Raw genomic sequence first — 13605 nt, forward strand, 5'->3', positions numbered from 1 at the left:
CATGACCGACCCAGTCCAGGAAGCCATCGCCGAAATGGTGTTCGCCGATCAGCTGGTGGATGTTCACGAGCTGGAGGCGATCGAGGCTGATGCCTGGTTCCGCGCCTACCTGAGCCAGCGGCAACTGGAGCCTGCGGCCTTCACCTCCCGCCTGATGACGGCCCACGAGGATCCCGCCGTGGATGAGCTGGCGCTGGGGCGACTCCCAGTGGTGGACCGGGAAGCACTGCTCAATCTCCTTGCGGATCTCACCGCTATCGACGATCACCAAGACCCCCGCGAGCTGGCGATCCTCTCGCGCCTCGCCTCAGCGCTTCAGCTTCAGCACCAGCCGATCGAGCAGCGACTTGCGGAGGCCCATCAACGCGTCCAGCCTCTGAGGCGCCAGTTGAACAGGCCACTTCCCCCCCTGCGCAAGCGCGTCCGTGCCCTGCGGCGTGCCGACCGCCTGCTCGGGCAGGAGAGGATGGACAGCTGGGCAGAGCGCCTCGGCCAACAGCTGCGCATGCGTCGCTGGCGCCGGGAAACCTTCTTCAATCACAAGGCCTACGGCCACAGCCTGCAGGAGATGCATCGGCTCACCCTGGAGCTGATGCCCCTGACCCAGGAGGTTCTGCAGCAGGCCACGGCCTCATTGACGGATCTGCAGCAGGGCTTCCAACACATCACCACAGGCCTGGTGGCTGGCGAGCTGCCCAAGGAGAGCCAGGAGCAGTTGGCGTCGTTGCTGGCAAGCGTGCGGGAGCGTCTCGATCGCCTGGTGCAGGACGATCTGGATGAACTCCGCAACGATTTACTCGCCAAACAGCGCAGCCTCAACCGCTTCTGCATGGCGGCTGTTGGCCGTACCAAGGCGGGCAAAAGCACCGTGATTGCCACCCTGACTGGTCGCGACCAATCCGCCAAGGGTGATGGAGGCCAAGGGTTCACCCGCTACAACCGCGCCTATACCTATTGCGGCATTCGCCTGATCGACACACCAGGAATCGGTGCCGCTGGTGGCCAGGGCGAGAGTTCAGAGCAGGCCGAGCAGCGCGATTCGCAAGTGGCTCGCAGCATCTTCCCAGAGACAGACCTGGTTTGTTTTGTGATGGATAGCGACTCCACCACGCCCTGCGCCCGCGAGCTGATCCAGCAACTGCATCACCGCGGCAAGGCCTTCATCATTCTTCTCAACGTCAAGGCTGGCACCCAGGGCGGCGTCGATCTCTGCCGCCAACGCCTCGACGCCAAGTTTGCCCGTGAGGGAGAGCAATCCATCAGTGGCAACATCGCCGCTATCCGCCGCGATCTGAGCAGCGTTCTCGGCGTTCAGCCAGCTGAGGCGGTGCCGATCATCCCGATCCACGCCATTTCAGCATTCAAGGCCACCTACACGGTGCATGACCCCGAGGAGAAGGACGCCTGGCGAGAGCTGAGCCGGATGGATGTCTTCCTGGAACAACTAGATCAGCTGATCACCGATCAGGCTCCAATGCTCCGCCGTCGAACCCTGCGCGATAATCCGCACAGAGAACTGGAGAGGATTGCGACTGCTCTGGGAGAACTGTCTCAGACCCTTCAATCTCAAGCATCTGTTTTTGCTGGCACCGAGGAGAGTGCAATGAGGCAAGTGGCCGATATCTTCGAAGATCTCAGTCGCACACTTCTAGGGCGTCTTGACGACCTCTTCAAGAGGCTGGAGGCGGAAGCAACAACCTTTGCCAATGATAACTTCCGTCGCAATGGATCGGAGATCGAGCGTCGCTGGCGCAAGACCCTTGAGCGCTTCTCTCTGAACGACAAGTTGGAGGATGAACTGACATGGTTGAAATCCGATTTGGCTGCGAGGCTTGAGGAGCTTCAGGCTGACATCCTTGCTCGCCTGCAGTTTCAGGCCGGAACGGTCAATCTGAAACATCGCATGGACTTCAGTTTCGACATCGGATTCGAAGAGGCTCTTCGACGCAATGTGAGTCTTGGGTTCAAGGTGTTGAGTGGGGCAATGGCGATTGCCATGGTCGCACTCGGTCTGGTGAGCTGGCCTGCCACGTTGGCATTGGCGGTGGTTGGCTTCATTCCTGCCATCCTTGATTGGATCCTCCCCAACGCTGAAGCGAGACGCCAGGAAGCCAAGAACAGTCTCAAGCAAAAACTCCTGGGAACGTTCAAAGAACCTCGTGAACAGATCCGTGCACAATTTGTGGACATCCTCAAGCAGGTCCGTGATCAGGTCTCGGCTGCACTGCATCAGAGCCTCGGTGGCAGCCGTCTGGCCATGGAGGCCTTCCATGACCAGCTCCTGAAGACCCAGAACGACCTCCACCAGCAGTCACGGCGCCTCAGCTGACGCCTCTCAACTCAACCTTTCCTTCCAGCGCCATCGATGACCACCTTTCAGCTCGCCGACCTGCAAAGCCAAATCGAGAACAGCCTGGATCGGCTGCACAGCTTTTTGCTCTCCAGGGGTGAGCCACCGCTGCAAGCAAAGGCGGAAACGCTGGATGCCGACAGACAAAATCTCCGTGCCCGCCCGCTGCTGAGCCTCGCCTTCAGCGGCCAGTACAGCGCCGGCAAGTCGACGATCATCTCGGCCCTCACTGGCCAGAAGGACATCCGCATCTCTGCGGATGTGGCCACCGATGAGGTGAAAGCCTACCGATGGCGGGAGATTGAGCTATGGGATACGCCGGGACTCTATGCCGATCGGCCGGATCACACCGCCAAGGCCGAGCAAGCACAGCGCGAGGCTGATCTGATCGTCTATTGCCTCACGACGAACCTGTTCGACAACGTCACCGCCACTGATTTCCGGCGTCTTGCATTTGAGAAGGGCTATGCACCCAAGCTCTTCCTACTCATCAACAAGTTGTCGATGGAGGATGTGGAGGACACAACTGCCTTCATCCACAACCTGACGGCGTCCCTTGATCGGACCCTGTCTCCGCACCGACTTGGCGAATTCAACCATGCCTTTATCGACGCCCAGGATTATAGGGATGGCCTGGCCAGCTCCAATTCCGATCTGATCCGCTTCAGTCGGTTTGAGGCTTTTGTCGACCTACTGAACGACTGGATCAAGCAACGTGGACTGCTGGCGCGGCTGGATCCACCCATCCGCCTCGGTCTGAGCACGATCGACGAGGCTCTGGCGACTCTGCCTGAGCAGACCTTCGAGCAGAATCCTGAGTTGTTCCTGCTGAATCAACAGCTTCGGATCGTCCAGAACCAGCAGCGACGCACGGAAGCAGAGGTCCGCAGGCTGGGATCGGGAATTCTGCATGAGATGCAGGTTCTCGGTGAGCAGCTCCTCAGTGGCGAACTCGGTGAAGATCCAAAGCTCGCCGAAACCAGCTTCCAGGGCAGGTGCGAAGAGATCAACCAATCTGCGTACGACGAGCTCAACCATCTGATCCTGGAGTCGTATCAGCAGCTCCAGGGCAAACTGGATGATTTTGCTCATGACCCTTTGGTGGCTGACTATTTCGCCACCGTGGATGCCAATCATGCTGCTTCCGTACCCACTGACGATGCAACTGGAGGCGGAAAAGGGAACCCGATCAAGGATGTGGCCAAAATGTTGCTCGGGAAGGGTGCTGAGCGCTTTGGGCTTCCAGGTGGCTTGATCACTGGCACAAAGCAGATGGCTGGCTCTGCCGGACACCAGCTGATCTACAACGTTGGCAAGATGTTCGGCAAGAACTTCAGACCATGGGAAGCCGTGAAGATGGCCAAGGGTCTTGGACAGGTCATTGGCCTTCTCGGCATTGCCATGTCTGCCTACGAAATCTACGAACAGGTGAATGAGGACGCCAAGGCGGACGAACGGCAGCGTCGATATGACCAACAGCTTCAGGAAGCACGGGCCCAGATTCGTGCACTGGCTGAAGCCATGGCAGCTCAGCTCCGGGATGTGTATCAGAAGGAGTACGACCTCCCTGTCATCGGGCTCATCCTTGAGCAGCTCAACTCCCAACGCGATCAGGTCCTTGCCCAGGAAGCAAGCAGCAAAGAGCTTGTGGAAGGCCTGTCATCCCATCGCCTGGAACTCAAGGGGCTTCTCCTACAGCTGTACGCCGCTGATCAGCAGGTCGAGGCCTCTACTTGATGTCTCACCTCTGCTTACAGCGCCAACCGCGCCGTGCCGGTCATCAGGTACTGAATCGCCTCACGCCCCCGGCGCGGCAAGGCCTCAACGGCGCCAGCCTCGATCAGCTGCTGCAGCGTCTGCGAAACCGAGGGCTGCTTCACCTGCCACAGCTCCACCAGCTGGGCCTGAGTCTGGATGCTGGCTGCATCCACTCCCGCCCAGGCCAGCAGCCGTTCCCAGGCCGTGTCGCCCAGCTGCTCCTGCAGTTCCGCCTGGTTGCGTTGCCGCAACGAGAGCAGCAGATCATCCAGACCCACCGGGGTCACGTCGGCTCCTGCGCTGGTCAGCCCCAGAAGGGCCGTGATTCCATCCTCCAGGGCCTTCAACAGGCCGCGCAGATCACCGCGGAACAGCTCGTAGAGCCGCTGCACCACGGCTCCCTCCACGGGAGAGCGCCAGGGCCTCACTTCGTCCAGCTGCAACGCCCCATAGCGATTGGCCAGCAACTGCTCCACATCCCCCAGCGCCAGAGGCTCCAGCACCAGCGGATTGCTGAACACCGAGCGGATCTGGGTGTGGCTCTGCACCACCGTGCGCACCGCGTCCGTCGTGCCCACCACGATCAGATGCAGGCCGTCGTGCAGCAGGGCCTGGTCGCGGATGCCACGGAGCAGATCAGCCGCCCGCGATGCGTCTGCCTCACTGAGGTTTTCCAGGTTGTTCAGGTGCAGCACGATGCCGCGGGCGCCCTGGTCCATGGCGTAACGCAGCAGGTCGCGCAGCACCCGCGGGCCATCCAGCAGCAATGCCCCCGGTGGCGTGGCCACGCTTTCGCTCTGGCTGCCGCCAACCCCGAGGCCGAACGCCGACAGCGTGAGCCCGCCCCCACGCAGGCGGATGCTGCGCACCAGCTGCTGAGCGGCCTCCACCTCAGGACCCGTCGCGGTCGGGCAGTTCGCCAGCACGGCGTCGTAGACGCCGGAGAGCAGCTGCCCAAGCAGGTGCTCGCTGGCGCCGTCGGCACTGATCGGGATGATCTCGTCGGAGCTCCAGTAGCCCTCCGCCTGGGCATCGGCCTTCACGGTTTGCACCAGGGTGGTTTTGCCGATTCCCGGGCGGCCGGCCACGGCCTGGCGGGAGCTGGCACTGCTCCCGATCGTGGTCAGCAGCAGCTGGCGCTCCCGTTGGCGGCCCACAAAAAGCCGCAGCGGCATGGCCTGCGAATCCGCCCGCAACGTGGCCTGGAAGAAGGGGGAGGACCGCAGGTTGTAGAGGCCCCAGAGGTTCGGCAGCGCCATGGCGCGAGGTATTGGCAAAGGGCTGCGGTCAGCCAATACTGGTCTTGTATTGGCCGATCTGGCAATACCAGGCCATGACCCGCTCCCCCGCCGCCTCCAGCCGCATCCACGAGAGCCTCGACACCGCCCTCGCCCGCAAGCGCGTGGTGCTCTGGTACGACCCCAACGGGGAGTGGGCCTCGGAGTTTGACAACTACCAGACTGCCGCTGCCCAGAAGCTGCGGGTGGAGGGCAACGAGTTCTCCGTGAAGGTGGCGATCAGCCGGGCACCACTTGCTCATCGGTTCCTCCTCTACCTTCCCTCCGCCAAGCCACCGGAGCCCGATAACTGGCTGCTGGATCTGCTTCTGGCCGGCCATGAATTCACCGCCGACCGCGCCTCGCTCGATATCCAGGAGGCCGGCTTGACGCTGGAGTTCAAGGAACTGGCCCAACAGCACAAGGCCTTCTTCCGTTCCCCGGTGCGCACCACCAAGCTCAAGGAGCTGCTGCGGCCCAACGACGACGAAGCCGCCGTGCGGCTCAAGATGCTTGCCGTGTTGGCCAAGCAACAGCCCAACATCGACCAGCTGCTGCAGCATGCCTTCAGCCAGCTGGATCCCGCCGACAAGGACGGCGATGACCCAGTGGAGGCCGCCTACGGCAGTGCCCAGCTGAGCAGCCACTTCTGGCAGGCGGTCGGCGACAAGTTCGGCTACCGCAGCCCAGAGCCCAACCTGCGTGACTTCGCGGTTGCCCTGTTCAACAGCGTGAGTTCGATCGGGCCTGCCGGTGACCTGCAGCCCCATGGGCGGGTGTTTCTGAGCATCTGGAAGGACAGCCTCAAAGGCAGGACCGCCTTCGAGCAGTGGAGCGACCATCTCGCTGGCGTGCTGCGGATTGAGGATCAGCTCAATGACGCCCCCGAGAGCTACAACCCCGATGACGACGACAGCTATGAACTGATTGAGCGCTTTGTGCTCAGCCGCCTCCTGCAGCGCTTCCAGGCTGAGGCCCCTGACGCCGAACTGCTGGAGACGATCCGCAACCGCAGCGCCTCCTGCTGGTTTGGGAGGCACCAACACGGCTACCGGGCCCTGGAGCAGGCCATCACCTTCCGCCAGCTCCTGGGCAAGGCCGATCTACAGGTGCCCAGCTTCGAGGAGGGCCTGCAGCGCTACTGCAACTCCTGGTGGCGCCTCGATCAGGCCTACCGGCGCTGCATCTTCCATGCCCGCACCTACCAGCAGCCAGGCCTGTTCAAGCCGCTGCGGGAGTGGTTGGAGAACCAGTACGTGAACAATGTGCTGCTGCCGCTCACCAATCGCTGGAGCGATCAGGTGAGCCAGCTCAGCGCCTGGAGCTCCAACACCCTGCCGCGGCAGAAGGAGTTCCACATGCGCTACGTGCATGCGCCGCTCAGCTCCCGTGGCCTCAAGCGGCTGTTTGTGGTGATCTCCGATGCCCTGCGCTACGAGGCCGGGCGCGACTTCGCCGATCGCCTCAACAGCCAGGCCGGTAAGGGCTGGAACGCCGAGGTGGATGCCCTGCTGGGGGTGCTGCCCTCCTACACCCAGCTGGGCATGGCGGCCCTGCTGCCCGGTGCCCAGCTCGGGATCAACCCCGCCGATGGCACCGCCCTCGTGGACGGCCAGAGCGCTACCGGCACCGACAACCGCGACAAGATCCTCAAGGCCTACGCCAACGGCCGCGCCAAGGCGATCCTGGCGGAAGACTTTCTCAACCTGCCCACCACCAAGGAGGGAGCCGAACTGATCAAGGATCACGACCTGATCGTTGTGTATCACAACCGCATCGACCGGATCGGCGACAAGCGCGAGAGCGAAGCCGATACCTGCCAGGCGGTGGAGCAGGCCTTTGAGGAGCTGGACTCGATCCTGCGCAAGATCACCAGCCTCAAGGGCAGCCAGGCCGTGATCACCGCCGATCACGGCTTCCTTTTCCAGCAGGAGCCGGTGGATGCCAACGATCGCTCGGAATTCCCCAAGGCCAAGGACCTGAGCTTCAAGAACCGCCGGTTCGCTCTAGGCACTGGCATCCAGCCCAGCGCTGGCCAGAAGGTCTTCACGGCCGCCGACCTCGGAGTGTCCGGCAAGTGGGAGGCTGTCTTTCCCCTGGGCCTGGATCGCTTCCCCCGCTCGGGATCCGGTTCGCGTTTCGTGCATGGCGGCACCTCCCTGCAGGAGGTGGTGGTGCCGGTGATCCGGCTCTAGAAGGAGCGCAAGGACGAGAGCCGCCCCGTGGCGGCGGAGCTGCTGCGGGTGCCCGCCAAGATCACCACCAGCCGCTTGGCCTTCGGGGTGTTCCAGCTGGAGCCGGTGGAGCCCCGCAAGTGCCTGCCGCTCCAGCTGCGCATCACGCTGGTGGCCAAGGCCGATGGGGCCCTCCTCTGCGAACCCCGCGCCCTGCTGCTTGATTCTGCCGCCAGCGAAGCCCGCGAGCGTGAGCAGCAGGTGATCCTCGACCTCTCCAACGCCGCTGGCGACTACAACAACCAGCCAGTGGAACTGCGCCTGGAGCAGCTGCTGGAGGGTGTCGCCACCCCCGTTCCCTACAAGACTATGGAGCTGAAGCTGCAACGGCCCTTCGGCAGCGACTTCGACGACTTCTGATCCCCACCATGGCCACCAGCGCACCCCCTGCAGCCCCCAGCCCCCTGGATCAGAAGATCCTCGAGCACTTCCCTGGCCTGGTGGTGCGCAAGGACCTCACCACCGAGCTCAAGCAGAACGCTGTGGTGCCGACCTACGTGCTGGAGTACCTGCTCGGGCAACACTGCGCCACGGACGATCCGGCCCTGATCAGCGAAGGGCTGGAGTCGGTGCGGCGGATCCTCGCCAAGCACTACGTGCACCGCAACCAGGCGGAGCTGGTGAAATCCACGATCAAGGACAAGGGCAGCCACAAGGTGATCGACAAGATCACTGTGACCTTCAATGAAAAAGGGGGTTTCCATGAGGTGGAGTTCACCAACCTCGGCATCAAGAAGGTGCCGATTGAGGATTCCTACGTCAAGCGCTATCCCAAGTTGCTGGTTGGTGGCATCTGGGCGATCACCGATGTGGAGTACGAACTCCCCACCGACCCCAAGGCCAGCCCCTGGCAGATCGCCGGGGTGAAGCCGATTCAGGTGGCCGGCGTCGACCACGACGAGTTCCTGAAAGCGCGAGCCCAGTTCACCACCGATGAGTGGATGGACGTGCTCATGCAGAGCGTGGGCTTCAACCCAGAACCGTTCACGCGCCGGGGCAAGCTGCTCACCCTGATCCGGCTGATCCCCTTCTGCGAGCGCAACTACAACCTGCTGGAGCTCGGCCCCAAGGGCACTGGCAAATCCCACGTCTACGCCGAGTTCTCGCCCCACGGCATGTTGATCTCGGGCTCCGAGGTCACCGCGCCCAAGCTGTTCGTGAGCAACGCCAACGGCAAGATCGGTCTGGTGGGGTACTGGGATTGCATCTGCTTCGACGAGTTCGCCGGCAAGGACAAGAAGGTCGACAAGACGTTGGTCGACATCATGAAGAACTACATGGCCAACCGCACCTTCTCGCGGGGCATTGAGCAGCTCTCGGCCGAGGCCTCCATGGTGTTCATGGGCAACACCCAGAAGTCGGTGGCCTACATGCTCAAACACTCCCACTTCTACGAGCCGCTGCCGGATAAGTACATCGACTCCGCTTTCCTCGACCGCATCCACGCCTTCAACCCGGGCTGGGAGGTGCAGCCGGTGCGCCATGAGCTGTTCTCCACCGGCTACGGCTTCGTGGTGGACTACATCGCCGAGGTGCTCAAGCACCTGCGCACAGAGGACTACACCGGCGTCTACAAGCCCCACTTCGAGATCAGCTCGGAGGTTTCTACCCGCGACCAGACCGGCTTCGAGAAGACCTTCTCGGGCCTGATGAAGATCATCCACCCCGATGGCAAGGCAACGCCTGAGGAGATCGCTGAGCTGCTGGAGTTTGCGATGGAGTGCCGCCGGCGGGTGCGGGAGCAGATCCTGCGCATCGACGATACCTTCAAGGCTAATGACTTCGTGTATCGCCCCTTGGCGGGTGGTCATGCCGTCACGGTGCTGACACCGGAGGAGCGCCAGTACCCACAGTTCGCTGGGATGAGGCCCGCGTTTTCCCATGACGCCAAAGAGGTCGTAGAGCCACAGCCCAGCAAAACAGGCGTCGTTCAAACCAGCCCCAACATTGAGATAGAGGCCGCTGTCGTTCCAGCCCACACCGCTCCTGATCTCAAGCCCCTATTGCAGGAGCGGCATGTCGTCCTTCCAGAGAACACCAAGGGCTGGAGCTACCGGCGTCTCTTTGGCGACTACCTGGTTGGCGCGTCTCAGATCACACTCATGGATCCCTACATCCGAGCCTTTCACCAGATTCGGAACTTGGTGGAGTTCCTTCGCATGGTTAACGAACTCACGCCTGCGGGTGACGAGGTCAATGTGCACCTGATCACAGGCCCAGAGACTGAGAGCAAGGAGAAACTCGAAAAGCAAGTCGAGAACCTCTCGCAGGTTCAGGCCTCATTCGCAGAGACGGCGACACCCTTCAGTTTTGAGCTCTCGACTAGTCCAAACTTCCATGCCCGCAGCATTCGAACCGACACGGGCTGGAAGATCTCTCTTGATCGAGGCTTGGATATCTTCCAATGGTTTGAAAACTCAGCCTTCAATGCGGCGACCAATCTCCAAGAGGCCAGACTGACGAAGGGTTGTGAGATCAGCTTCATACGCAAAGCTGATCCCATTGATTGACGGAGCTCAGGCTCTCAAGGTTGAGGACGCTTCGAGAAGGCAACATGCAACGACCGTGGCAGGGCGCCATCTCATGGCCCCTCCTGCGCCACCAGCCCGGGATGGCTCCGCAGCTGCTCCACAGTGGTCGCCAGTACCGCCTGCTCCCGCCAGTCGGCGGGCAACGCCAGCCATAGCGGATCGAGGAGCGGCTGAGGCAACGCCATCCGCCGCAGCGGTGGCCACGCCTCTCCAGCATCCAGGTCGGCCATGGTCATTGCCAGCTCGCCACCGCCGAGGCGCTGCACCCAGGCGGCGGTGTGATGGCAGCCGTTGCCGGCGGAGCGGAGCACCAGACCCTGTTGCTGCAGGGCCCGCTGGAGGCCCGCAGCCACGCCGCGATGGGGAACGAGCACAGGCGGCCGATCAGCGCAGGGATCCATCTGCCCCGTGGCCAGCGCCGCCAGCAAGAGCTGGAGGCCGCCCAACGGCACAAGCTCCAGCTCCTCGATCTGGAGCTCAGCCACGCCGTCCAGCTCCAGCCCTGAGATGAGGGCCCCATCCAGCACACCCTCCCGCACAAGTTCCAGCCAGGACGCGACGGCGCGAAACCGGGGTGGGCTCGACAGCAGCCAGGGGAGGCCATCGAGCAACGGTTGGCGCAGCAGATCCGTCCCGATCCGGGCGACCCCGTCCTCCAGGCGATGGGTCCGGCAGCCGAGACGCAGCAGGCGCATTGTGTTTGTGGATCCGTAGCAGCAGCCCCGCAAGCGGCGCCGATTCGTCTCCAGGCCAAAGTCCCTGGCCAGGGCGCGATAGCGACGGCTGACAGTGGGCTGACTCATGCTGAGCAGCCGGCTGGCCTGCAGGGTTGTGCCACTGAGTTCCAGCAGATCGAGCAGGCGGATGTCCTGGAGAAGGTCCGGCAGGCGGTAGCGCTGGGCCGGCAACAGCGCCGCTGGTGCGCAGTCCATTGGGGGCTCTCGGGTGATGCAGGCAGCCTCCGCGGCCTGAATGCGATAGCCCCATTTCTTGCTGCGAAAAAGCAGCAGAGCCTGAAAGAGTTGAGCTCTTGCCTTGGTTCTGCGGTGGTTCTTCGCATGAGCGGTTGCCGCCGGTGCCGCAAACGGCCAGGCTGCGCTGATGAGCTCTCCCCTGCGCTGCCACCTGCTGATCGGCCCGCCCGCCAGCGGCAAGACCACCCTCGCCGGCGTTCTCGCCGGCCTCACCGGTGCCGTGGTGCTCTCCACCGACGTGGTGCGCGGCGAGCTGTTCGGCGATGCGGCCGTGCAGGGCCCCTGGCGGGACATCGAGGCCCGGCTGCACCAGCGCATCCGCGACTGCGTGGCCGCTGGCACGCCGGTGATTGTGGATGCCACCCACGCCCGCCGCCCCTGGCGGCTGGCGATCACCCAGGCCCTCACCCTGCCGGCGCCGGTGGAGTGGATCGGCTGGTGGCTCTACACACCGCTCGCCACCTGCCTGCAGTGGAACCAGACCCGCAAGCGCCTGGTGCCCGAACCCGTGATCCGCGAGATGGCCGCCGCCCTGGCGGATCCGGACTTCGGGCCGTCGCGGGCTGAGGGGTTGGCGGCTCTGGTGGCGGTGGTGCCCACCCACCAGCGCGAGCTTGAGCCGCTGCTGCGCGACGAACTGACCCGCCTCGATCACCGCATCCGCTCGGCCCGCAACCGCGAGAGGCGTTTTGAGCTCCACGGCTACTCGCGGCTGCTGGATCTGGAGCGGCTGCTCTATCTGCTGCGGCTGCTGATCACCTACCCCGAACTCTCCGGCGCCGATCCGGCCACCCGCGCCGAGCTGGAGGCGATCGTGTCGCCGCTGCCGGAGGGCGACCTGGCCGATCAGGCCGCCGCCTACCTGCGCCGGCTCCACGGCGCCTGCTACGCCGATGTGGCAGCGATCCGTGCCGATCTGGCCTGGCTGGAGGCCAATGGCTTCTGCAGCACCGAGCCCGCGCTGGCGCCGATCCAGCCTCCGCCGCCCCTCGCGGGGTCGCAGCAGGACCAGTGGCTCGGGGGCGTGAACGGTGGCCATCCGCCCCTGGGGGATGGGCCGGTGTTTCAGCGGGTGTTCACGCTGCTGCGCAACCTGCTGCAGCAACCCTTCGATCGGGCGCCTGGCATCGCCCTGCCGGAGCATCTGATCGCCCAGATGGAGGCCATCCCCGGCGCTTATCTGCCCGGTGAGACGGCCACCCTGCGCAAGGACCTCGAGAAGCTGCTCACCCCCTATGGCTTCCGCCGCCGCAACGACAACGTGCGCCACGGCTATGCCCTGGGCACGGCGCTGCTCTCGGCCCACCGGTTGCGGGAAATCCATGGGGTGGTGAGCCAGGCCGCTGGCCGTCTGGCCGATCCCAGCGCCCAGGATCTGCTCAGCGAACTGGAGCAGCGGCTCAGCTGGGGCGGCATCGCCCTGGATGGTGCCGCGCCGGTGCGGGCCTTCGCGAATCGCTCGATCGTGAGCAGCGCCCTGGTGCGCCCCGATTCCCTGGCGGCCGAGCGCCAGGCGGAAGCGCTGGAAACGGCGATCGTGGAGCGGCGCCGCATCGAGCTGGAGCGCTACGTGTCGGTGGCGTCCTTCGCGGACAGCCCCAGCGGTGCGTTCCGGGTGTGGCCGCTGCAGCTGCTCTTCCACAACATCGGCTGGTATCTCGTCTACGAGGAGGACGCGATCGGCACCGGCGTGGGCCTGATCCGCAGCGAACGCCTCGATCGCCTCGCCCTGCGCCGCAGCGAACGCGGCAACCGCCGCACGGACGAGGCCCACAGCCAGGCCCTGCGCCGCCTGGAACTGCTGCTGCACCACAGCGGCGGCATCTACTTCGGGAACGATCTGCAGGCGCAGCTGCGCCTGGCCAGCCCCAATGCCCGCCAGCGCAACCGGCAGCTGGTGACCCTGCGCTTCTGCTGCCAGGGCTGGGCCTTCGCCTTCATCCGCGAGGGCCTGCAGCGCTACCCGATCGAGCACACCCGCTTCTCCAAACCCCTACCCGGCGAGCACTGGTGGCATCACGCCAATTCCCCCCACGTGCTGGAGCCGGGCTCCGCCGCCGACACCCATCCCTACCCGGTGGAACTCGATCTGCCCGCCTGGACCGTGGAGCGCGACATCGACCTGCGCAACTGGCTGTTCGGCTTTGGCGCCGGGATCCGGATTGAGAGTCCGGCGGCCCTGCGGGAGGAGCACCGGCAGAAGCTGGAGGCTGCTCTGGCGGTGTATCAGGCGGTCTGAGGGGGTAGACCTCTGAAACAGGAGCAGGAGCTGAGCATCACCTGCACCCCCAGGACTACGAATACAACAGCCACAGCTCATATCTGCAAGTACCGGGAAGTCCGCTGCTCCCCCTTGATCCAGCGCCCAGCCTGCAGGCTAATAACGGCACCGAAGCTGCCTCTGATTTCAAGAAGACACTTACTGACATGTGCCGAGAAGATCCTGACCCCTCATACAGAGGGGAGCAAGGAGTGCACCTA

At 63.8% G+C, this 13605-nt stretch carries 8 protein-coding genes; 6 read left to right on the forward strand and 2 right to left on the reverse strand.

The annotated features are described in order from the left end of the window. Nucleotide 1 precedes the first annotated feature (1 nt). Both ACLV7J_RS11440 and ACLV7J_RS11445 read left to right on the forward strand, forming a co-directional pair. Nucleotides 2–2329: a GTPase gene (locus ACLV7J_RS11440; RefSeq protein WP_411869217.1), complete on the forward strand. Its 2328-nt coding sequence runs from the start codon at nt 2–4 to the stop codon at nt 2327–2329. Nucleotides 2330–2365: 36 nt separating this feature from the next. Next, nucleotides 2366–4087 (forward strand): GTPase, encoded by a 1722-nt coding sequence (locus tag ACLV7J_RS11445; RefSeq protein WP_411869218.1) that lies wholly within the window; start codon nt 2366–2368, stop codon nt 4085–4087. 14 nt (nt 4088–4101) lie between these two features. Here ACLV7J_RS11445 and ACLV7J_RS11450 read toward each other — a convergent pair whose 3' ends face one another. Then, a complete protein-coding gene (locus tag ACLV7J_RS11450) occupies nt 4102–5367 on the reverse strand; it encodes an ATP-binding protein (protein ID WP_411869219.1) in 1266 nt (421 codons plus the stop codon). Between the two features lie 74 nt (nt 5368–5441). Between ACLV7J_RS11450 and pglZ the strand changes: the two genes are divergently transcribed. The 3 genes from pglZ to brxL are packed head-to-tail and all read left to right on the forward strand — an operon-like array spanning nt 5442 to nt 10129. Then, nucleotides 5442–7580 (forward strand): BREX-1 system phosphatase PglZ type A, encoded by a 2139-nt coding sequence (pglZ, locus tag ACLV7J_RS11455; protein ID WP_411869220.1) that lies wholly within the window; start codon nt 5442–5444, stop codon nt 7578–7580. A gap of 27 nt (nt 7581–7607) precedes the next feature. Beyond that, complete coding sequence (locus ACLV7J_RS11460) at nt 7608–7979, forward strand: hypothetical protein (RefSeq protein WP_411869221.1); 372 nt, start codon at nt 7608–7610, stop codon at nt 7977–7979. Between the two features lie 8 nt (nt 7980–7987). Continuing rightward, nucleotides 7988–10129 carry a BREX system Lon protease-like protein BrxL gene (gene brxL / locus ACLV7J_RS11465; protein WP_411869222.1) on the forward strand — a complete coding sequence of 714 codons (2142 nt, stop codon included), beginning with the start codon at nt 7988–7990 and terminating at the stop codon, nt 10127–10129. A 71-nt stretch (nt 10130–10200) separates the two neighbouring features. On the opposite strand, the gene ACLV7J_RS11470 is transcribed toward brxL, so the two are convergent. Beyond that, nucleotides 10201–11082 (reverse strand): hypothetical protein, encoded by an 882-nt coding sequence (locus tag ACLV7J_RS11470; RefSeq protein ID WP_411869223.1) that lies wholly within the window; start codon nt 11080–11082, stop codon nt 10201–10203. A 169-nt stretch (nt 11083–11251) separates the two neighbouring features. Between ACLV7J_RS11470 and ACLV7J_RS11475 the strand changes: the two genes are divergently transcribed. After that, nucleotides 11252–13363 carry an AAA family ATPase gene (locus ACLV7J_RS11475; protein ID WP_411869224.1) on the forward strand — a complete coding sequence of 704 codons (2112 nt, stop codon included), beginning with the start codon at nt 11252–11254 and terminating at the stop codon, nt 13361–13363. Nucleotides 13364–13605 lie beyond the last annotated feature (242 nt).

It is taken from the genome of Vulcanococcus limneticus LL (assembly GCF_943369875.1).
Lineage (GTDB): Bacteria > Cyanobacteriota > Cyanobacteriia > PCC-6307 > Cyanobiaceae > Vulcanococcus > Vulcanococcus limneticus_A.